We start from the raw sequence: 20,648 nt of genomic DNA, 5'->3' as shown, positions 1-20,648 counted from the left end.
AATCCCTTATCTTAATTCCTATCTTGATTCGGCAGAGTGACAAAAGAGGGGTATTTCTCACAAAATTTAACGACTAATCCATCATCACTGGCACAGAGCAAAAAACGGTGTTTGGAGATCGCCAGCGTAGAGCGATCTCCAATACTCAATAAACGAGCTTCTTGCCCAAACTGATAAAAACTGGTAAACATCACTTCAGTGTCCATACAAATGGGTGTGAGAGGCTCTGCTGCTGTTGTCTTCGTACCCGCTTCTAGATGATCTGAATCCAACAATTCCTGTGCAATATAGAGAGGAGCATAATAGTTGTTGAGCCAATCCCAATCCTCTAGATATTGGAAATCAATTAAAGCCGTCGCATCCAAAATCATTCCCTTCCAATCCCTGGATTCAGACAAGGCTATAAACCTCCAAATTTCGCCGATCTACCCGTAAGGACTCAATGGTTTGACCTAACAGCTCTGCCGCCTTTAACTCAGATATCTTTTCCTGTTTCAGAGCTTTTCCAATTAACATTTGATATCGTTGATTCAGCGGGAAATCACGATCCTGAAGCTGGGGTTCTAGTTCCATATCTTTGGTTAAAGTATGCCCTTTTTCTTGCTTATACCGCCAGTTTAGTTCTTTGATCATCGATCCATAGTCCTTAATTCCTAGCTCATCAAATCGCTTAAGAATCGTGGCATAGCTCACACGAAAATAAGCTTTCAGCTTCAGTAGATTATAATCCATATTCCGACAAGCTTGCTCAAATGCTAGGGGAGAGATTAACAAATGACTAGCAAAATAATCGGCCACTCTTTCTCGTGCTTTTTGGGCTTCAGTGTTTTCTGCGATCGGAGATGGATCTTGATATTCATCCCGATGAAAAATCAGATGTCCAATTTCATGGGCAAGGGTGAATAATTGACGCTCAATGGTAATCTGGTGAGTATTTACGAGTACAAATGCTCCTTGAGTCAGACTAAAAGCACTCAACCCAAAGAACCCTTTTTCTTCAATGGGTAAGCGTAAAATCTTTAGGCCAAGTTCTTCTACGGATTCAAATAAATTGGCAATGGGAGTATCTCCAATGCCTAAACGGGCGCGAAATGATTGAGCAACCTGTTGAATACGGTTTTCGTTATCTTCTACTCGATCGCAGGGAGTAGTTTCTGGTGCGTAAGGTGGGAGAGAGATCGCCGTTTCTAGGGCAGTATAGGTGGCGAGTAAGTTGTAGATTTTTGTGGCAAACGCCGGATTATTAGTAAAGCTAGAATGGGCACGAAAACAAAAATTACCCAGTTTTGAGGACGTTTCATCAACTGGGTTTAACAAGTCATCCAGAGTAACTCCCAGGTGTTTTGCTAACAAGGACAGGTGTTTACTATGGGGTAGAACTAGCCCTTGTTCATAGCTAACAATAGTTTCCACACTCAAGCCAACCCGTTGGGCTAAAGAGTCTTCTGATATCTGTAAGCCACGGCGATAGCGAGTTAAATTGTGAGCGATCGCTTCTTTCATCGATAACCCTCAGTGCCTCTAGTGTCTACATTGTAAACCTACCTCCAACCCTTCGTAGTGGGAAGAAACCGGGTTTCTACAAAAGTTGAGGCGACGAACGAGAGGATAAGCGAGAAACCCGGTTTCTAGTCATATAAAAAACCCGGTTGCCATAGCAACCGGGGGATGAAGACTAGAAACTATTCAATGTCGTAGACGGGGAATTAGTAATCGAAGTCACCACCCATACCTGCGCCCGCAGCCGCATTATCCTTGGGTTCGGGCTTGTCTACAACAATACATTCGGTAGTCAAGACCATGCCAGCGATAGAAGCCGCATTTTGCATGGCAGAGCGAGTAACCTTAGCGGGGTCAACAATACCGGCTTCAAAGAGATCGCCAAAACTGTTATCCGCAGCATTGTAGCCCACGTTGAAGTCTTTTTCTTTCACCCGTTCAGCGATAACTGCACCGTTTTGACCGGCATTTTCAGCAATCCGCATCAGAGGAGCAACCAGAGCTTGGCTGACGATTAAAGCACCTGTCAGTTCTTCGTTGCTCAGGTTAGCATTCGCCCATTCTTCTAAGCCAGGAGCGAGGTGAGCTAGAGTTGTACCGCCACCAGGAACGATACCTTCTTCAACCGCAGCTTTAGTCGCGTTGATAGCATCTTCGAGGCGCAGTTTGCGGTCTTTCATTTCGGTTTCGGTAGCCGCGCCGACTTTGATTACGGCAACGCCACCAGCGAGTTTCGCTAACCGCTCTTGCAGTTTTTCCTTGTCATAGGAAGAATCGGTTTCATCCATTTGACGGCGGATTTGTTCGCAACGGGCTTTAACGCCTTGTTCGTTGCCTTCAGCCACAATGGTGGTGTTGTCTTTGGTGAGGGTGATGCGGCGTGCTTTACCCAGTTGGTCGAGTTTGGTGCTGTCGATTTTGAGACCAGCATCTTCCGTGATCACTTGACCGCCAGTGAGTACCGCAATGTCTTCGAGCATCGCTTTACGGCGATCGCCGAAACCAGGCGCTTTAACCGCAGCGACATTCAGAATACCACGCAGACGGTTCACCACTAGAGTCGCTAGAGCTTCTTTTTCGATATCTTCAGCAATAATCAGTAGGGGTTTGCCAGAACGAGCCACTTGCTCTAGAACCGGTACGAGGTCTTGAACCAGGGTGATTTTCTTATCGGTTAGCAGGATATAAGGCTCATCAAGAACCGCTTCCATGCGCTCGGTATCGGTGGCGAAGTAGGGAGAGATATAGCCTTTATCGAAGCGCATCCCTTCGGTGATTTCCAGCTCGGTAGTCATGGATTTTCCTTCTTCTAAGGAAATGACCCCTTCTTTACCGACTTTATCCATGGCTTCAGCAATCATGGTGCCCACTTCTTCGTCGTTACCGGCGGAGATAGAGCCAACTTGGGCGATCGCTTTGGAGTCTTCGATTTGACGAGCATGACCAGCAATTCTATCTACCAAGAAACCGGTCGCTTTATCAATACCGCGCTTCAGGGCAATGGGATTAGCGCCAGCCGCCACGTTACGCAGACCCGCTTTGACCATGGCATGGGCTAATACGGTAGCGGTGGTGGTTCCGTCACCAGCAGCATCATTAGTTTTAGAAGCCGCTTGACGGATCAGGGAAACACCTGTGTTTTCCACATGATCTTCGAGTTCGATTTCTTTGGCAATGGTCACCCCATCATTAACGATTTGGGGAGCGCCAAACTTCTTCTCTAGAACCACATTCCGGCCTTTAGGCCCTAGGGTAACGGCTACTGCTTCAGCCAGAGTGTCCATTCCCTTTTCCAGGGCGCGACGAGCGTTTTCGTTATAGATGATGCGTTTTGCCATAGTGTTCTTAGATCCTTGATCGGTGTATAGAAATGGATAGGTTTATGTAGAGTAGGATTAGCAGTGAGCCAGTTAGCTTACTACAGCAAGGATGTCTTTTTCAGACAACAAAACATAGTCATCATTACCGAGTTTAATGTCGGTTCCAGCATATTTGGAGTAGAGAACCTTATCGCCAATTTTGACTTCTGGCTCTTGACGGGAACCATCTTCGTTGCGTTTGCCTGGGCCAACTTGGACAATTTCTCCCACTTGGGGTTTCTCTTTGGCGTTATCAGGCAGAATGATACCACCAGCGGTTTTTTCTTCAGCTTCGCTGACTTTAACAAAGACGCGATCGCCAAGGGGTTTAACTGTAGAAACACTCAGGGATACTGCTGCCATAGGAAAATCTTCTCCGATTTGATTGTAAAAAGTTAATCAGGTTTAAGGAACTGAGGGGCTATGTCAGTCGTTAGCACTCTCAACTCCTGAGTGCTAATGTAATCTGAGGCGAGCAACCCTTGCAACAGGCGAAACAGTACGGGTTACCGTACCCTAGGGTAGGGAGATGGGGGACGCAGGGATGGGGGGACGCGGGGACACGGAGATAGCTTACCTATTGCCTATTGCCTTTTGCCTTGCCGCTTTATTGGGTGAACATCCCGTGATAATCTGAAAGATGACATTCTTAAACTTAAATGCTTTAAGAATTATGCTGGTGAGAAAACAGGAAGCTCAACCGGATTAAGGCCCGATCGCCATCCTCTTAAGTGCCGGGATCAACTCCCTCGCATCCAGAGGAAATTGATTCGTCCCTAAAACCGTCTCTTCCCTTCCTGTACAACTCATAGGAAACCAGCGACTGTCCCCAGTCATATTCTTGAGCAGCAATCACAATAGGCGAAGATATGGTAGCTACATCAGAGCAAACAAGCGTTGGTAAAATTGTTCAAATCATTGGCCCGGTTATTGATGCAGAATTTCCCAGTGGCAAACTGCCCCAGGTCTATAATGCAATCCGAGTCGTTAAACAAAATGCAGATGGACAAGAGCGTTCTGTCACCTGCGAAGTACAACAACTTCTCGGTGGCAACCAAGTCCGTGCTGTGGCGATGAGCGCTACAGATGGACTCACACGAGGTATGGACATTGTTGACTTGGGTGCGCCGATTAGTGTGCCTGTAGGAAATGTCACCCTGGGACGGATCTTCAATGTCCTAGGAGATCCAGTGGATGAGAAAGGCCCGGTTACCAGCGAAGATACTTCTCCTATCCACCGGGAAGCTCCCAAACTCACTGACCTGGAAACTAAGCCCTCTATCTTTGAAACCGGTATTAAGGTGGTAGACCTCCTCGCTCCCTATCGTCGGGGTGGTAAAATCGGCCTCTTCGGTGGAGCGGGTGTGGGCAAAACCGTTATTATCATGGAGCTGATTAACAATATTGCTAAAGCCCATGGTGGTGTATCCGTATTCGGTGGTGTAGGCGAGCGCACCCGTGAAGGAAATGACCTCTACAACGAAATGGTTGAATCTGGGGTAATTAATGCGGAAAACTTGAGCGAGTCTAAGGTAGCTCTGGTTTATGGTCAGATGAATGAACCCCCCGGAGCAAGAATGCGGGTAGGTCTTTCTGCTCTGACGATGGCGGAATATTTCCGTGATGTGAGTAAGCAAGACGTACTGCTGTTTATCGATAACATTTTCCGGTTTGTACAAGCGGGTTCTGAAGTATCAGCGCTGCTCGGTCGGATGCCTTCGGCGGTAGGATATCAGCCGACGTTGGGTACGGAAATGGGTGAATTGCAAGAGCGGATTACTTCGACCCGTGAAGGTTCGATTACTTCGATTCAAGCGGTTTATGTTCCTGCGGATGACTTGACTGACCCTGCTCCAGCAACTACATTTGCTCACTTGGACGCAACCACGGTATTGTCTCGCGGTCTGGCTTCTAAGGGGATTTATCCAGCGGTCGATCCTCTGGGTTCTACCTCGACTATGCTACAACCGAGTGTTGTGGGTGACGATCACTATCAAACGGCTCGTGCAGTTCAGTCTACGCTGCAACGGTATAAAGAACTGCAAGATATTATTGCAATTTTGGGCTTGGATGAGTTGTCTGAAGATGACCGTTTGACGGTTGCTCGTGCCCGTAAAATTGAGCGTTTCCTATCTCAACCGTTCTTTGTGGCTGAGGTATTTACTGGTTCTCCGGGTCAGTATGTGAAGCTTGATGAGACGATCAAAGGCTTCAAGATGATTCTTTCTGGAGAGCTGGATCATATGCCTGAGCAGGCCTTCTATATGGTAGGCGATATTAGCCAGGCGATCGTCAAAGGGGAAAAATTGGCTGCTAAGGGTTAATCTCTAGCTTTCCGATCGTTAGGTTGGGTTGCATCCTGAGTGAACCCAACCTAAAAGTTAACGCTCAAAACTTCAAAAATAAGTTCTCAATCTAGAATTTCAATCAACTCATGACCCTAAAAGTTCGTGTTATTGCTTCTAATAAGACTGTCTGGGATGATGTGGCGGATGAGGTGATTTTACCGAGTACGACTGGACAACTGGGAATTCTCAGTGGTCACGCTCCCCTCTTGTCTGCTCTCGATATTGGTGTAATGCAAGTGCGCCCCCAATCTCAAAAAGAATGGTTACCCATTGCTTTGATGGGTGGCTTTGCTGAGGTAGATGATGATGAAGTGACCATCCTAGTGAATGGGGGAGCCTTGGGTGGCGATATTAATTTGGAAGAGGCTGAAAGTGCTTATCAAAAAGCCCAAGAGCGCCTGAGCAAAGTTAATGTTGATGACCGTCAAGAACAGTTTCAAGCGACCCAAGCCTTAAAGCGGGCGAGGGCAAAATTCCAAGCCGCTGGTGGCATGGTCAAGTTATAGAGAAATATCCTCAACCCTTAGTAAAATCTAAACCCTCCTCGGAACTAGAGGAGGGTTTTATTTTCTGGCGGAACATAAGTTTTAGGCGTTTGCCCCCCCAAGGTGACAGCCGAAAAAAAGCGGACTTTAAGGGAAAAGGGCTGACCCATGCCCCATTACCAGTAGGTTTCAACTGCTACCGGTAAAGACAACTTCTGGGAATTTGGCTTGAGCTTCTGACATCGGTCGTTTTTGACCTTCCTCTTGCCAGTAGTTAATCACTTCTGTTGCTTGGTTGAGGAGTCCAACTCGATCGGGCTCATCAATCCAGTGTTTCTCTTCGAGTTGATCTTTGAGTTGTTGCCAAGCGTCATTACGGGGCCAGAAAAAGTAGCAAGTCAATGGACTCAAGCCTTTCCCTACCACTTGATCGACGGTAATAGCAACGTTATCCTCTAACCAGAGAACTTTTAATTGAAATTTTGACAATCAAACCTCCAACGCTAGATTGGTTCAACAAATGTAATAGTCTATTATATCGCACTTTGAACCGTTCTGTTGAGCTAGGGTAAAATCAGCTAAAACAGGATAAGAGTGGTATGGAGGCAAGGGTATAACACTTCGAGAAGCCGCTTTGCGTCTACGATGTCCCCAAAGTTGGCTAATTCTCACCATTGACAAACAGCAAATTATCAATGAGGTAAAGGTAATGGGTAATTCGATACAGTGTTATAAACCATTGGTGTTGCCGCTTTGCCTTTTGGCATTGACTGTTGGCTCTCCTGGTCTAGCCATTCCCTTATCCTCACCCGTGTATGCGGTTACTCTACGAGATGGAATTACAGCCTTTGCGGGAGTACCTCGGTTAATCTCTGTTACTACCACCAATAACACCATTCGCGCTTGGAGTGCCGCCTATTACTTTACTATCGAACTCCCTGAAGATGCCAGTGAACCCCTCAAGAAGCTAGAAATAACTCAAACTCAAGGGTTTGATGTCCCTCGGTATGAGGCTCAACGGACAAGGGTTTTTGCGGGCGATCGCCGGAATCGGGGTAGATCGTTTAGCATAGAAGAAGTGGCGATCGCCCAGCGGACTCTTACCCTCATGTTAGAGGAACCCATCCCCCCTGGAACAACATTTACTGTTGGATTGTATCCCGTGAGAAATCCCAGTGTAACCGGCGTATATCTATTTGGAGTAACCGCCTTTCCCCACGGAGAAAAACCCCAAAAAGCCTTTCTTGGATTTGGCCGCCTCCATTTTTATCGAACCCCTTGGATTTAAAAGCCCGTTCTTCTAGGACAGCTTTTCTAGTTCTCTCATGTCAGGCTGCTAGTCACGGTGAACGGTCAAGACTCACGGTGGCTTTAGCCTCGTGAGTATATCAACCTCCCTATTTTTAATCCGGGTTAACTCTATCGACAAGTGGGGTGCATCATTAACGCACTCTACTCAAGCGATGGTTTACCTAGCCTTTTGTTAACATTTCTTTAATCATTGGGGATAACAGATGCATTTTCGTCAAAATTCAATCATGATGGAAGAATATGGAGCGGCTTGATATAGCGCTTCGCACTCTAGCAATAGGTAATAGCTTATATGGCTGAGAGTCTTAGGCTTCAAGCTGTACTTCATAGAAGAGAGAATCTGTATATATCCCACGTCTTTAAAACCCTACTTCAACCCTTGTATAATATAAACAGCAAATGACCATTCAAAAACATCAACCTCACCTGGAAGAGTCAAAACACCTGTGGGGGCTAACAGCGACAGAAGTTGAAGCGAGTCGCCAACGGTATGGACTCAACCTCCTCACCCCACCAGAACCAACGCCTTGGTGGAAACTTTATCTAGAAAAGTATGAAGACCCTATTATTCGGATTCTAATTGTGGCGGCACTGTTGGCCATGACCATTGGCTTTGTCGATGGAGAATATTTGGAAGGTCTGGGGATTCTGATCGCGATTTTTTTAGCGACTACAGTTTCGTTTATCAATGAGTTTAAGGCAACCCAAGAATTTAATATTCTCAACCAAGTCAATGATGAAGTCCCCATAACTGTAGTCCGCAATAGCATTTTTACTAAAGTCCCCAAAAAGGAGATTGTCGTTGGAGATGTGGTTTTACTTGAAGCCGGGGATGAAGTTCCTGCTGATGGTTTAGTTATTGGTGCAGTATCGTTTCAGATTAATGAGTCGAGCTTGACTGGGGAAACCCTACCCGTGACTAAGGTGACCTCTAAGCAGTTGGAGAAAGTGACGGTTAGTTCTACCGCCTATCCTCCAGATCGGGTGATGCGAGGAACTATCGTTGTAGATGGCCATGGCATTCTGGAGGTAATTGCCATCGGCGATCAAACAGAAATTGGACGCACTGCACGGGCGGCGGCTGGGCCAACAGAAGAAAAAACGCCCCTGAATCAACAACTCGATCGCCTGAGTCAGTTGATTGGGGTTTGTGGGTTGTTGATTGCTGTTTTAATTGATTCGGCCTTAATTGTACGCGGTATTTTGGCAGATGAATTTAATCTCAGTGGCCAACAGTGGTATGTGACCAGTTTAGTTATTCTGAGCGTGACGATCGCCTTAACTAAGGTTTGGTTACCCATTGTCTATCAAGGATTGAGCTTGATTAAACCCCAGATGAAATCCCCAGAATGGTTAGAAGATGAGGGTTTACTTGCATGGCTCAAAAGTTTGGCCATCGGAGTATTGGTGTTAGCGGGTGGATTGGGCATCGGTTGGTTGTTTAACTGGGTTCCGCCAACACCGCAAACTTGGATAACCGCAGAAGCGGCCACGTCCCTACTGATCTATTTTATGATTGCTGTAGCGGTGATTGTGGTGGCGGTTCCCGAAGGCTTACCCTTAAGTGTGGTTTTGAGTCTGGCTTATAGTATGCGACGCATGACCCGGCAAAATGCCCTGGTGCGGCAAATGCAAGCGTGTGAGACGATTGGGGCAACTACGGTGATCTGTTCTGATAAGACGGGAACCTTGACTCTGAATAAGATGCAAGTGAGTGAGGCTTGTTTTGGAGGAGACTTAGAGCTGATGGCTGAGGCGATCGCTATTAATAGTACCGCTAATTTACAGCGCAGTTGCAACCTTAATTTAGGCCAAGAAGAGGTTATACCGATTGGCGATCCCACTGAAGGAGCGCTGCTCTTATGGTTAGACGATCGGCAGCATAACTATGAACAAGAACGGGAAAGTTTTCGCACTTTAAACCAGTTAACTTTTTCCCCAGAACGGAAATATATGGCCACCTTGGGTTATTCTCGCCATCGCGCCAGCGATGCGGAGCCTTCTCGCCCAATTATTCACATTAAAGGCGCGCCAGAAATTGTGTTAGCCCAATGTAGCCATATTCTGACCGAAAAAGGGGTGCAGCCGATTCCCAGCCATAGCGCGATCGCCCAAAATATGCAAACCTACGAAGCCCATGGCATGAGACTGTTAGGATTTGCCTATCGGGATAACTTAACCCTCCCCTATCCTGAAGCAGAAATTGAGATTGAACGGCTCATGAGCCAACCCATGATTTGGTTAGGCTTTGTGGCTATTGCTGACCCCATTCGCCCCGATGTACCCAGAGCGATTAAAACCTGTCAACGGGCCCATGTGGGCGTTAAAATTGTCACTGGTGATAATCCCAACACCTCCAAATATATCGCTCGTCAAATTGGCTTAGTCACTGATGAGGATGGCCCAGAATGCTTTTTAACGGGTCAAGACTTTGCCCAACTTGACGACGAGGAAGCGCGAAGGGCTGTTCGGGACTTAAAAGTCCTCTCTCGTGCCCGTCCTGCCGACAAACAACGATTGGTAAAACTTTTACAAGAAAATGGCGAAGTCATCGCGGTTACCGGAGATGGCACTAACGACGCACCTGCCCTTAATCAAGCGCAAGTGGGATTAGCAATGGGTCAAGAAAGTACCTCAGTAGCCAAAGAAGCCAGTGATATTATTATCCTGGATCACTCCTTTAAGAGTATCGAAAATGCCGTCATGTGGGGGCGATCGCTCTATCAAAATATTCAAAAATTTATCCTGTTTCAGCTCACCATTAATGTGGCTGCCTGTGGCATTGCCCTACTCGGCCCCTTTATCAACATCAATTTACCCTTAACTGTCACCCAACTGTTATGGGTCAACCTCATTATGGATACCTTTGCCGCTCTCGCTTTGGCCACCGATCCCCCCAACCCGATGGTTATGCGCCATCCTCCTCGCAACCCGAAATCCTTTATCATCACGCCATCAATGGCTAAACAACTCTTATCGGTGGCCTTTGTCTTCCTGATCTTTTTTGTCGCCTTTCTGCTCTATATTCAGCAAGATGGAATGGTTGACCCCTATGAACTCTCCCTCTTCTTTACCACCTTTGTCATGGTCAACTGGTGGAATTTATTTAATGCTAAATGCTTTGGCTTAAAAGATTCCGTCTTCAAAAACTTACCCGATAATCCTGGCTTTTTAATTATTTCTGCGGTAATCCTGTTTGGACAAATTATCATTGTTCAATGGGGCGATGGTTTCTTTAGAACGGTTCCCCTCCATCTCCAGGATTGGTTAGTAATTTGGGGTGGAACCTCCATTATTCTTTGGGTGGGAGAACTCGGGCGATTATTGGCTCGTATCCGTAGCGAAATGGCACAAAATTAGGGGATGACACGGAGAAACGGGGACGCGGGGACGCGGAGAAGGGATAGTTTTATAGAATTTAGGCCTATCTGAAGGTCTCTGGATGCACAATCGGAGAAAATCATTCAATTGTAAGATCCCCCTATCTCCCTATCCCCCCATTACGCATTACCCATTACCGCGCGAAGCAATACATGACTGAAGTAGACGAAAAATTTCCTTTGAATTCTATTCTTCAACCTTTAATGGAAAAGGTGGGTTTAAACTCTTGGACAGCCTTGAGTCAAAGTTCAGGAGTGTCGATAAAACAATTGCGGCGCATCCGTCAAGGTAAAATCGACGATCTGAAAATGAGTACGTTGCGGCAATTAGCGACAGCGTTACACATTGGTGCGCCAGAATTGTTATCTGCTCTTGGACAATTGCCCGATCCAGTAACTGAATTGCGGCAAGAATACGATCGCCTTCAACTACAACTCAAACAACAACATCAAGAGCTAAAAGAGGGTTTTGAGCGAGAAAGTTTAGACCAGTTAGAATCTTGGTTGCGCTATTGGCCGATCGCCGTGGCTAAAGTGGAACAGCAAGCCAATATCAAACCCAGTAATTTGGTGAAACTGGTCAAACCCGTTGAGCATCTCGTGCAAAGTTGGGGGTTAGAAGCAATAGGAGCAGTTGGCGATCGCATTCCCTACGATCCTCAATGGCATCAACTCACCCAGGGAAGAGCCGAGCTAGGAAGCTTAGTTACTGTGGTGATGCCAGGATATCGCTATCAGCAAAAGTTGCTGTTTCGTGCGGAAGTATCCATCAGTTGAAAAGTGTATCGGGAGCATCAGAGTCAACTCTCTAAGTTGAGTTGAGCTACCCTCTCTCTATGTATCAGAAAGATTGATTGATACTAATCTATTGACAGTTTTTATTTACAATTTCAATTCAATCCAGGGATGATGGACACAGGCAATCCTCCCGCCGGGAAAGGGATCGGTTTGGGAGCGGTTGGGCGCGGCGATTAGATGGGTAACTTTTTCGACTTGGGCAAAGTTGGGGGCATGGGGTAGCCATTGCATCAGAAATTGGCGGATGACACGCCGTTGTAAGGATAGGGGCACGTCTGCGAGCAGTTGGCGGTTGAGTTTCGGTAAGTCGGGTTGACTAACTTGGGTATAAAGAGTTGTCGCGATGGATTCGAGATACTCAACATCGGCATCTAGGAGTTCGGCCGTGGTGGCGAGATGGGTTTGGACTTGGGGATTAATGGCTTCTAGGGCAGGGATGAGGTGCAATCTGATCTGGTTACGGGTGTAGCGGGTGTCTTGATTGGTGGAATCTTCCCAGATGGGGAGGTGGAAGTGTTGGCAAAATTGGGCGGTTTGCGATCGCCCAATTTCCAGCATCGGACGCACCAGTTGCACGTTTTCTGTCAGGGGACGCTGCCAAGTCGGAGCTGCGAGTCCATCGAGTCCACTGCCGCGAATCAGGTTATGCAGCAGGGTTTCGGCGCGATCGCTCTTGGTATGACCCGTCACAATCCTGGAAAACCCATGGGTTTCAGCTAGTGCTATCAAGGCATGATAACGCCAGGAACGGGCAGCAGCTTCCCCTTGAAGGGGCTGTTCTGCGGTTTTTTGATAAAATGAAAGGTTCCATTGCCCAGCCATCTCTGAGACCTGCTGGGCGTTGGCCGCCGAATCCGATCGCATTTGATGGTCGCAGTGGGCAACAGCTAAGTGCCATCTCCACTTGGGTTGCAAGTCTAGGAGCAGTTTCAGGAGGCAAACAGAATCTTGACCTCCCGAAACGGCTACCAACAAGGATTCTTGGGGGGGGAGCAGTTGGGGGCGCGATCGCAATGTCCCCTGGAACTTGGCATGTAAATCAGTCCAATCTGGTTTAGAAGAACCAGCCATAGGAATGCAACCCTTTGCCCAATAGATTAACGCCCATGTAGCACACCCAGACGACACAGAAACCAGCAGCGGCAAGAATGGCAGGACGGCGACCTTGCCAGCCTTTGGTAATGCGAGCATGGAGATAGGCAGCGAACACCAGCCAGGCGATCAAGGCCCAGGTTTCTTTGGGGTCCCAACTCCAGTACGATCCCCAAGCTTCATTCGCCCAAACTCCTCCAGCGATGATGCCGATAGTCAGTAAGGGAAAACCCAGTCCGATCATCCGGTAGCTGATATTGTCCAAAACTTGGGCAAGACTCAAGGTTTCTGGCGACCAAGTGGGAGTCGTTTCGAGGGCGATTCGCTCTAAAGTGGTAACCCCTTGACTCCGTTCGGCGATCGCGCTGCCATTGCTGCTGAACTGAACAGCAGGTAGATCGGAGACGGTTTCCATCTGATTCAGAGGCGTTTGGCGACGGTTGCCATTGCCGTAGGAGCTACCGGCAAGGCTCACGGCTTGACCTCGCGTGACGATTAAAAAGGCGATCGCTAACAGGGAACCCACCATCAAACAGGCATAGCTCAGAAGCATGACACTCACATGCATCATCAGCCAATTGGACTGAAGCGCTGGTACAAGGGGTTCCGCCACCTGCATCGTATCCGGTAAAGAGAGGGCAGCAAAGGCGGTAATGCCCATGGCAACGGGTGAAGCCACTGCACCCACCCACCGGGAACGGCTCAGATATTCAGCCAACAGATGGGTGGCGGTGAGTCCCCAAGCAATAAAAAATAGGGATTCGTAGAGGTTACTGAGGGGAAAGTATCCTGCTTCGATCCAACGAGCGCCAAGTAAGGAAGCAATAGAGAGATTGGCGATCGCCATCCCTGCGGTTCCCAAGGCAGGTAAATAGGGGATTCTCGGAAAGGCCATCCCGGACCAATAGAGTAACATGGTCACCAAAAGGACGGCAAAGCTTAGATTATCCAAGCTATTCTGGAGCGCGACCAGATCCATTATGTTGTATTTCTCCCAATATTAAGGTGTTCTCTTCTTTTAGATCCTATCGGAAATGGAGTCAATGATCAGCTCTCAAGCAATACGGTGCTTTCTTTGCCTCGCGCTCTCAGGTATGCGAGGCAATAGAGGAGGAAAAGTTTTCGCACCTACTTGTGTACTAAAGTTGATCGATTTGAGCGACAAGTCCAAATAATTCTTCAAACTCACAAGTATCTGCCAGAGTCTCTAAGGATTTAGCCAGACTTTCGTCGTAGTCTTCCAGTTCAATAATGAGCTGTAACATACAGCGCTTCGCGCTGCTATGAGGTACATTGTTGATCGTAGATTCGAGTTGTCATTGCGACCGCAGGGAAGCAATCGCCAAGATTTGGGGATTTTGCGATTGCTTCATTCCACTTGCGTGACCTTCGCAATGACTTATCTCAATGAAACTGTACTCCGTTACAGCGCTTTGCGCTGTATAGTCTAGATCTCCATTCAGGACAGCTTGTTGGAAGTTTTTGCACCAGCCTTGGGGCAGATGGCGTAACCGCTCCACAGTGAATGAGGAAATGATAGAGGTAGATTGATCGGACGTAGAAGTTTCGACAAATTCAACATGGAGATGTTTTTTTAGACGGTTAATAATGCGATCGGTCTTAAAGGGTTTCCCAATAAAATCATTACAACAGACGATCGACTGGTGTTATAACCCCAATATTGAACCAGGCCAACGATAGGAATTAACTGGAGCAAGCAGGGCACAATTAAAACAACTTGTAGAGGTATTTTTCGAGGTGAAATTTTAGAAACATACTTCACGATCAACTCTCTTCCCTCAGCAACGTTTTGATCGAGGTTTTGACATCCAGAGCGAGCGATATTACTTAGGGCGTAATCATTGGGTTTTAAGCCTATTACTGCCCTGGCTCCATCACCTAAAAAAATCAGGTTTAGATTAACTAAGTTATTCCTTTTGAATTGTTCTATCTATTCTGTCATAATTATGGTAAAATCACGATATGATTAAGAGAGCCACTAGATTCCTTGAGTAGCCCATCAAACCGTCAAGAAAATCATCTTAACCTAGCTCGTGCCAGTATTCGGCGATCGCTGGCCCAGTATAGCCCCTTGCTGCGTCAGAGTGCTACTCTGGCCGTTCAACCGGAACTGAAAATACTCAATGCTAACCTGGAAAAACTCGATCAAAATGTGATTCGGATTGCTGCATTTGGGTTAGTTAGTCGGGGGAAATCTGCGGTTTTGAATGGATTAGTCGGTCAAAAAATTTTGCCTACCGGCCCTATTCATGGGGTGACGCAATGGCCGCGATCGGTGCGCTGGATACCCCAGGGGCAAAGTAAAGTGCAAATTGAGTTAATCGATACACCTGGACTCGATGAAATTGGGGGAGAAGTGCGGGCAGATATGGCCAGGGAAGTAGCCCAACAAGCGGATTTAATTCTGTTTGTGGTAGCGGGAGATATTACCCAAACAGAATATGATGCCCTGCTGTTTTTAGTCCATACCCATAAACCGTTAATTTTAGTTTTTAATAAAATCGATTTATATCCCGATCCGGACTTAGAAGCGATTAGTTATAACCTGCAACAATTGGGGCAACCCCAAGAGTTAACACGACTGCTGACGACTCAGGAAATGGTACGGGTGGCTGCCGAACCGATGCCTAGACAAGTGCGAGTGGAATTACTAGACGGTGAAGTGCGGTATGAATGGGAATATCCTGCACCGCAAATTGAGGAATTGCGGGGAAAAATTTTGCAGGTACTCAATCGTGAAGGGCGATCGCTCCTTGCTCTCAATGCGTTAGTGCAAACCCAAGCAGCAGAAGCTAGAATTGCCCAAAAAACTTTAGATGTTCATCATCAACAGGCAGAAGCTCTGATTTGGCAGTATACCCGCTCCAAAGCCTTAGCTATTGCTGTTAATCCGATCGCCCTGTTAGACATTCCAGGAGGGGCGATCGCCGATTTAGCGCTGATTCGTGCCCTCAGTCGCTTATATGGCTTACCCCTGAACCGACATGAAGCTCGAAAACTCTGGAGAACCATGCTCTTGAGTTCTGGAGGCTTAGTGTTAGGAGAGGTGGCAACCCTCCTCCTGGGAATTGGTAAAGCTGCCGCCACCGTTGCCGGTGCCACTGGAGAAACTGCCAGTTTAATGGCTTGGATTCCTGGAGCGATTCTCCAAGGGGCGATCGCCGGTTATGGCGCGTATCAAGTCGGACAAATTACGCGCGTTTATCTCCAACAAGGCTGTACCTGGGGTAACTTAGGTCCCAGCCGTGTCATCCACCAAATTTTACAAGAACTTGACTCCCAAGCTATCCTCTACCGTCTCCGCCAGGAAATCGAGTCTTCCTTAGACTCCTTGTAGAATCTTGATATTTTCTAATTATATCGTCGATCGCGAAGCGATACTGAGTAATCTTGAAGGGAGCGATCGTTCTTCAGATTTCGCACTTTCTCAATCAGATTAAGGTAAAGCGGCGAATCCTCAGAGTGAGTAAAATCACTGGTAATATCGAGTCCCAACTCTATTGCTACGATCGCAGGGAATTAACCCAGAACAGCTATAAATAACGGTTAAATCTGAACGGTTTGTGTCCAAGTTCGATCGCCATAATTCACCTGAATGCTAACGATTTCTTGGGGTTCTGCGCTAAATTGCAGTTGTAATCCTCGATCTTGGGAACGGGATAGGGCGGTTAACAGAGGATTTTGGCGATCGCCGAGTAAAACAAACTCTACTCCTGGGGGTAATGTAGCTTGCTCTGCACTTGGATACAGTTGCAGACGAATATCCATCGATTCATCCACAGCAGCTTCAATTTCTACCACTAAGATCAGACTCAGATCGCCCACATCAATGGATTTTCCTTGACGAAGGGTTAAGGGAGATTGAGCCGATCTAAAGTTAAATCCCAGGGCTAAATCGGAACTCAAGAACTCTTCTATCGCTTGCCATCCAGGGGGAATAATTCCCGTTAACCACTCTCCTAATCGAATCATGGACGCTAAGGGATTAACTCGAGCGGACGCAGAGCGTAAATCAAATAAATGATCCAGTAAAGCTTCTAAGGATTGCAACTGGTCTAAATTCAGAATTTCATCCGTAACTTGGGGGACAAAACCAAGGATTGTGGCTTGGAGATCGCCCTCTGCTAGTTCCACAATTGCATAACCAATGCGATCGTGCCAAACCTCTAAAGGAATGGGGCAAACGGTATCACCTTTACGCACTGCTCGACATTCTAATTTTCCCACATTTACCACATCTAAATCGGCAAAATCTCCACCATATCGCATCACTGAATTCCAGCTATCACTCGCTTCTCGATCCGTTTCTATGCCCAACATTTGCAAACCATCATCAACCCCTAAAACCGCCAATGTATTCAGATAAACTTGCATCGCTTTTTCCCGTGTGGGTTGTTCCTGAGCAAATTGATGCGCCCATTGGCGATAGCGCTCTGGAATCGGAAGAATTAACAGATTTTCATTAATAATATCAATCATATTACCTATTACCCATGACCAGCGCGAAGCGCTAAAAATACCCTTGAGATTGAGCAAATTCCCGCAAGCGGGGCAAACATTGACGAGAATAAAAACGACTCAGGGTATTTTTATCCATCTTGAATTCTTGCCCTAAGTCTTTCCAAGGTGTTTCTGGGGGTAAACGGCGTAAAATTAACACTTGGCAGTTGACATCGGGGCGATCGCGCATATGAATCCGTCTTAACTTTCCCCCTGCATCAGTTTTAACCCAGTCATATATCTCTTCCAACACTCGAGGAATCGGAGAAGGAGCCGGTAAATCATCGATCGGATTGTATACTTCTCCCTCAAAAGTCCGATAGGCTTGCACTCTAGTTTTTTGTTGCTGAAATCCTTCAATCCGAAGATCTTGCAATCGATGCTTCAAATAAACATTAATCCAGGTAATAATTGTCCCTTTTTCAGCATCGTAAGCTACCCCCGTTGCCGCTTCACAGAGGTTACGACAGACATAAAACCAGGTTTGTTGGAGAGCATCCTCATAGTAAGGAACCGCTTCTTTCCACAATTTGCCAGAATATTGAATCCATTTCACCAGTTTAGCCAATCCTTTTTGCCGTTCTAAACTCAAAGAAGGCTGGGCACAGGTTTCCTGGATTAACTGTTGCAGTTTGGCGAACAAGGGAGCATTCTCCCCCGGCTGATTTTGATCCATTACACACCATCAAGGGTTTATCGTTTATCAAATGTTCCTAGTGTGTCATGAACCCTTCTGTTTATCTGTCATCTGTGTAAGCGCACTCACGGCATTTTGTTACAAATCTTCATATTAAATCCGCTTTCACCCTGGTCAGGCCCTTAAAGCACTCGATACACTAGGATAGAATCAAAATGATTTACTGCACACCTTGACGTTCAATTTAGACACTAATGAGTAGCATCAGTCTGCAAAAAGGCCAACGAATTTCTTTAGATAAAGTCGCCCCCAACTTACAAGCCGTATTTGTGGGTTTAGGATGGGATGTGAAAGCCACCGATACCGGTTATGATTTTGACTTAGATGCCTGCGCATTTCTGTTGGGAGAAAATGAGAAACTCATTTCCGATAAGCACTTCATTTTCTATAATAATAAGGTGAGTCCCGATACCCATAAGTCCATTGAACATATGGGCGATAATTTGACCGGAGAAGGAGAAGGTGATGATGAAGTAATCATTATCAATTTGCAAAAAGTGCCCCCAGAGGTTCATCGAATTGTTTTTACAGTAACCATTCATGAGGCCGAGAAGCGCAAACAGAATTTTGGTCAGGTAGAAAATGCCTATGTGCGCTTAGTGGATGTTTCTACTAAAAATGAATTACTCCGCTATCCTTTAGCCGAAGATTATTCCATTGAAACAGCATTAATTATGGCAGAACTCTATCGCCGTGATGGACAATGGCGCATGAATGCAGTAGGTTCTGGGTATCAAGGCGGTTTGCAAGCTCTGTTGGATCGGTATCTATAACTGAGGCTCGAAATTATGGGGATTAACCTAGAAAAGGGACAACGAATTTCCTTAGAAAAAATTGCTCCAGGCTTGAAAAGTTTGCTTTGTGGATTAGGTTGGGATGTGGCCGAATCCAAGGGGATATTGGGAGTTCTAAAAAGAGTCCCCAATCTGGATTTAGATGCATCGGTAATCTGCTTAGATGGGCAAAATAAGCTTAAGGAAGCTATGGATGTGGTCTATTTTGGAAACTTGCGCCATTCTTCAGGAGCAGTAACCCACTTGGGCGATAATTTGACCGGAAAAGGAGAAGGGGATGATGAACAGATTTTAGTATCGCTAGACCAACTGCCGCCAGGGATTAAAAAGTTGGTATTTGTGGTCAATATTTATGAGTGCTTATCCCGAAAACAGGATTTTTCGCAAGTAAACAATGCGTTTGTGCGCTTGGTTGACCGGTCGAATAATCAGGAGATTGCGCGCTATTATCTTTCGGGTTCCAATTATGCGGGAATGACTGGGATGATTATGGCAGAAGTCTATTTACAAGATGGACAATGGCAAATGGCAGCTAAGGGGGAAGGATTTCGAGCGAAAAATTTACAGGAAATTACCCAACATTACCGGTAATTTCTAGGAGATTGCTACGCGCGGATAATTGGTTAGTATAAGTAGGGAAACTGGGGGCGAAGTGGCGATCGCCCCTTTCCTAACCTTGGGGATGTCATTATCTCCTGTCCACTATCTACTATCGACTGCTATAAGATAGGGTGCAACAGTTTAGAATCACTTCAAGCTCAGGAGGATTTTTAGTTGCATGATGAGTATCTTAGTGTCTATCACATTAGGTTTCGTCTTGATTGGGATTATCATTTACGCGCTGATCGCAGAAGAGTCAAAAGGTGGTGAGTAGGGAGCAACAATGAGAGTTAAATTTGTTAAATTAGGAGCGATCGCCATTCGCTTGAGTTTATTTGCCTTTTTATTGGTGATTCTTTGCCAAACCACCACCCATAGCTTTGTCGCGAATAGACCGAAAATTGTATTTCAGTCCCTGCGGGAAAACAATATGTCCATCTATGTCATGAATGACGATGGCTCCTATCCTAAGCGCCTGACCCATATTTTACGGGATAATGGCTTACCGGCTTGGTCACCGGATCGCCGTAAAATAGCCTTTGTCTCAAACCGGGACTTAAATCGGGAAATTTATGTGATGAATACCGATGGTGGAGATCAGCGACGGTTAACCGTCAATCCCGCTTGGGAATTTTACCCCACTTGGTCGCCCGATGGAGAGAAAATTGCCTTTAGTTCCGATCGCAACGGGAATCAGGATATTTTTGTCATGAATCCTGATGGAACCAGGCAAACCAATATTAGCCATCATCCAGCAGTAGAGCGATCTCCCGATTGGTCTCCCGATGGCAAGCAGATCCTGTTTACCTCGAACCGCTCTGATGGCAAGAGTTTCCAGATTTATGTCATGAATGCAGATGGTTCTAATGTCATTCAATTGAGCGATCGTGAAGGCATTCACCACACCCCCGTTTGGTCTCCTGATGGTCGCAAAATTGCCTTTAGTTTTGAATCTTTTCAACTTAAACCCGGTTACCTTACCCGTGATGCCGATATTTATCTCATGAATGCAGACGGAACCAACCTCGTTAACTTAACCCGCAACCCAGGACGAGACCTCGAACCTACTTGGTCACCCGATGGTTTCAAGCTCGCTTTCCGCTCCACTCGCAATGGTTCCGATCTAATTTTTACAATTAATAGAGATGGATCAAACGTAAAACCTATTACAGAATTACCCCAAACTGGTGCAGCACCCGATTGGTATTAATCTTCAACCCTATGCTATCCTACTTCTATAGATAGCTATTGATCGAATTCACA

20 protein-coding genes are annotated in these 20,648 nt (G+C 46.4%); 9 read left to right on the top strand and 11 right to left on the bottom strand.

Annotated features, from left to right (window positions below; genetic code table 11):
- Positions 1–11 precede the first annotated feature (11 nt).
- From AC3A14_RS04335 to groES, 4 genes are all read right to left on the bottom strand, one after another.
- Entirely contained in the window at positions 12–398 is a 387-nt protein-coding gene (locus AC3A14_RS04335) for a hypothetical protein (RefSeq protein WP_318734742.1), read from the bottom strand.
- Positions 391–1,503, bottom strand: a complete 1,113-nt coding sequence (locus tag AC3A14_RS04330) for a helix-turn-helix domain-containing protein (RefSeq protein ID WP_318734744.1) — start codon at positions 1,501–1,503, stop codon at positions 391–393. The genes AC3A14_RS04335 and AC3A14_RS04330 overlap by 8 nt, the downstream gene beginning before the upstream one ends.
- Positions 1,504–1,706: 203 nt before the next feature.
- Complete coding sequence (gene groL, locus AC3A14_RS04325) at positions 1,707–3,338, bottom strand: chaperonin GroEL (RefSeq protein ID WP_318698012.1); 1,632 nt, start codon at positions 3,336–3,338, stop codon at positions 1,707–1,709.
- A 72-nt stretch (positions 3,339–3,410) separates the two neighbouring features.
- Positions 3,411–3,722: a co-chaperone GroES gene (gene groES / locus AC3A14_RS04320; RefSeq protein ID WP_271945269.1), complete on the bottom strand. Its 312-nt coding sequence runs from the start codon at positions 3,720–3,722 to the stop codon at positions 3,411–3,413.
- Positions 3,723–4,228: 506 nt separating this feature from the next.
- On the opposite strand from groES, the gene atpD reads away from it, so the two are divergent.
- Entirely contained in the window at positions 4,229–5,683 is a 1,455-nt protein-coding gene (gene atpD, locus AC3A14_RS04315; protein WP_318734747.1) for a F0F1 ATP synthase subunit beta, read from the top strand.
- A gap of 110 nt (positions 5,684–5,793) precedes the next feature.
- Positions 5,794–6,213, top strand: a complete 420-nt coding sequence (gene atpC, locus AC3A14_RS04310) for an ATP synthase F1 subunit epsilon (RefSeq protein ID WP_318698014.1) — start codon at positions 5,794–5,796, stop codon at positions 6,211–6,213.
- Positions 6,214–6,381: 168 nt separating this feature from the next.
- On the opposite strand, the gene AC3A14_RS04305 is transcribed toward atpC, so the two are convergent.
- Positions 6,382–6,681: a 30S ribosomal protein PSRP-3 gene (locus tag AC3A14_RS04305; RefSeq protein ID WP_271945277.1), complete on the bottom strand. Its 300-nt coding sequence runs from the start codon at positions 6,679–6,681 to the stop codon at positions 6,382–6,384.
- Positions 6,682–6,901: 220 nt separating this feature from the next.
- On the opposite strand from AC3A14_RS04305, the gene AC3A14_RS04300 reads away from it, so the two are divergent.
- The 3 genes from AC3A14_RS04300 to AC3A14_RS04290 all read left to right on the top strand — a co-directional run bounded on the left by AC3A14_RS04300 (position 6,902) and on the right by AC3A14_RS04290 (position 11,660).
- Positions 6,902–7,480, top strand: coding sequence for a DUF2808 domain-containing protein (locus AC3A14_RS04300; protein ID WP_318734751.1), 579 nt, complete (start codon positions 6,902–6,904; stop codon positions 7,478–7,480).
- Between the two features lie 422 nt (positions 7,481–7,902).
- Positions 7,903–10,863, top strand: coding sequence for a calcium-translocating P-type ATPase, PMCA-type (locus tag AC3A14_RS04295; protein ID WP_318734755.1), 2,961 nt, complete (start codon positions 7,903–7,905; stop codon positions 10,861–10,863).
- Between the two features lie 173 nt (positions 10,864–11,036).
- On the top strand, positions 11,037–11,660 hold the full coding sequence (locus AC3A14_RS04290; protein ID WP_318734756.1) for a helix-turn-helix domain-containing protein: 624 nt from the start codon (positions 11,037–11,039) through the stop codon (positions 11,658–11,660).
- A gap of 105 nt (positions 11,661–11,765) precedes the next feature.
- Here the strand turns inward: AC3A14_RS04290 and tilS are convergent, their stop codons facing one another.
- From tilS to AC3A14_RS04270, 4 genes are all read right to left on the bottom strand, one after another.
- The gene (gene tilS, locus AC3A14_RS04285) at positions 11,766–12,752 is read right to left on the bottom strand and encodes a tRNA lysidine(34) synthetase TilS (RefSeq protein ID WP_318734758.1); all 987 of its coding nucleotides are present in this window, start codon (positions 12,750–12,752) and stop codon (positions 11,766–11,768) included.
- Entirely contained in the window at positions 12,736–13,752 is a 1,017-nt protein-coding gene (gene ccsB, locus AC3A14_RS04280; RefSeq protein WP_318734760.1) for a c-type cytochrome biogenesis protein CcsB, read from the bottom strand. The genes tilS and ccsB overlap by 17 nt, the downstream gene beginning before the upstream one ends.
- A 160-nt stretch (positions 13,753–13,912) precedes the next feature.
- Positions 13,913–14,038, bottom strand: a complete 126-nt coding sequence (locus AC3A14_RS04275) for a hypothetical protein (RefSeq protein ID WP_318734762.1) — start codon at positions 14,036–14,038, stop codon at positions 13,913–13,915.
- A 51-nt stretch (positions 14,039–14,089) separates the two neighbouring features.
- Positions 14,090–14,293 (bottom strand): hypothetical protein, encoded by a 204-nt coding sequence (locus tag AC3A14_RS04270; RefSeq protein ID WP_487778913.1) that lies wholly within the window; start codon positions 14,291–14,293, stop codon positions 14,090–14,092.
- A 488-nt stretch (positions 14,294–14,781) separates the two neighbouring features.
- Between AC3A14_RS04270 and AC3A14_RS04265 the strand changes: the two genes are divergently transcribed.
- Positions 14,782–16,131 (top strand): GTP-binding protein, encoded by a 1,350-nt coding sequence (locus AC3A14_RS04265; protein ID WP_318737167.1) that lies wholly within the window; start codon positions 14,782–14,784, stop codon positions 16,129–16,131.
- 209 nt (positions 16,132–16,340) lie between these two features.
- On the opposite strand, the gene AC3A14_RS04260 is transcribed toward AC3A14_RS04265, so the two are convergent.
- Together AC3A14_RS04260 and AC3A14_RS04255 are read right to left on the bottom strand one after the other, a co-directional pair.
- On the bottom strand, positions 16,341–17,273 hold the full coding sequence (locus AC3A14_RS04260) for a DUF1822 family protein (protein ID WP_318737164.1): 933 nt from the start codon (positions 17,271–17,273) through the stop codon (positions 16,341–16,343).
- A gap of 31 nt (positions 17,274–17,304) precedes the next feature.
- Positions 17,305–17,970 carry a hypothetical protein gene (locus tag AC3A14_RS04255; RefSeq protein ID WP_318731358.1) on the bottom strand — a complete coding sequence of 222 codons (666 nt, stop codon included), beginning with the start codon at positions 17,968–17,970 and terminating at the stop codon, positions 17,305–17,307.
- 215 nt (positions 17,971–18,185) lie between these two features.
- Here AC3A14_RS04255 and AC3A14_RS04250 point away from each other — a divergent pair, with 215 nt between their 5' ends.
- The 3 genes from AC3A14_RS04250 (at position 18,186) to AC3A14_RS04240 (ending at position 20,595) form a co-directional block, all read left to right on the top strand.
- The gene (locus AC3A14_RS04250; protein WP_318731359.1) at positions 18,186–18,764 is read left to right on the top strand and encodes a TerD family protein; all 579 of its coding nucleotides are present in this window, start codon (positions 18,186–18,188) and stop codon (positions 18,762–18,764) included.
- A gap of 15 nt (positions 18,765–18,779) precedes the next feature.
- Positions 18,780–19,376 (top strand): TerD family protein, encoded by a 597-nt coding sequence (locus AC3A14_RS04245; protein ID WP_318731360.1) that lies wholly within the window; start codon positions 18,780–18,782, stop codon positions 19,374–19,376.
- A 292-nt stretch (positions 19,377–19,668) separates the two neighbouring features.
- Positions 19,669–20,595, top strand: coding sequence for a DUF5050 domain-containing protein (locus tag AC3A14_RS04240; RefSeq protein WP_318731361.1), 927 nt, complete (start codon positions 19,669–19,671; stop codon positions 20,593–20,595).
- The last annotated feature ends 53 nt before the right edge of the window (positions 20,596–20,648 follow it).

The sequence above is a fragment of the Roseofilum sp. genome (assembly GCF_982964205.1).
This window is presented reverse-complemented; position numbering and strand designations above follow the sequence as displayed.

Bases quoted from the DNA above. Each gene is read 5' to 3' on its own strand.
- tilS (WP_318734758.1), bottom strand. From the start codon at position 12,752: ATGGCTGGTTCTTCTAAACCAGATTGGACTGATTTACATGCCAAGTTC.
- groES (WP_271945269.1), bottom strand. From the start codon at position 3,722: ATGGCAGCAGTATCCCTGAGTGTTTCTACAGTTAAACCCCTTGGCGAT.
- AC3A14_RS04250 (WP_318731359.1), top strand. From the start codon at position 18,186: ATGAGTAGCATCAGTCTGCAAAAAGGCCAACGAATTTCTTTAGATAAA.
- groL (WP_318698012.1), bottom strand. From the start codon at position 3,338: ATGGCAAAACGCATCATCTATAACGAAAACGCTCGTCGCGCCCTGGAA.
- AC3A14_RS04245 (WP_318731360.1), top strand. From the start codon at position 18,780: ATGGGGATTAACCTAGAAAAGGGACAACGAATTTCCTTAGAAAAAATT.
- AC3A14_RS04260 (WP_318737164.1), bottom strand. From the start codon at position 17,273: ATGATTGATATTATTAATGAAAATCTGTTAATTCTTCCGATTCCAGAG.
- AC3A14_RS04300 (WP_318734751.1), top strand. From the start codon at position 6,902: ATGGGTAATTCGATACAGTGTTATAAACCATTGGTGTTGCCGCTTTGC.
- atpC (WP_318698014.1), top strand. From the start codon at position 5,794: ATGACCCTAAAAGTTCGTGTTATTGCTTCTAATAAGACTGTCTGGGAT.
- AC3A14_RS04295 (WP_318734755.1), top strand. From the start codon at position 7,903: ATGACCATTCAAAAACATCAACCTCACCTGGAAGAGTCAAAACACCTG.
- AC3A14_RS04240 (WP_318731361.1), top strand. From the start codon at position 19,669: ATGAGAGTTAAATTTGTTAAATTAGGAGCGATCGCCATTCGCTTGAGT.
- AC3A14_RS04330 (WP_318734744.1), bottom strand. From the start codon at position 1,503: ATGAAAGAAGCGATCGCTCACAATTTAACTCGCTATCGCCGTGGCTTA.
- AC3A14_RS04290 (WP_318734756.1), top strand. From the start codon at position 11,037: ATGACTGAAGTAGACGAAAAATTTCCTTTGAATTCTATTCTTCAACCT.
- atpD (WP_318734747.1), top strand. From the start codon at position 4,229: ATGGTAGCTACATCAGAGCAAACAAGCGTTGGTAAAATTGTTCAAATC.
- AC3A14_RS04255 (WP_318731358.1), bottom strand. From the start codon at position 17,970: ATGGATCAAAATCAGCCGGGGGAGAATGCTCCCTTGTTCGCCAAACTG.
- AC3A14_RS04275 (WP_318734762.1), bottom strand. From the start codon at position 14,038: ATGTTACAGCTCATTATTGAACTGGAAGACTACGACGAAAGTCTGGCT.
- ccsB (WP_318734760.1), bottom strand. From the start codon at position 13,752: ATGGATCTGGTCGCGCTCCAGAATAGCTTGGATAATCTAAGCTTTGCC.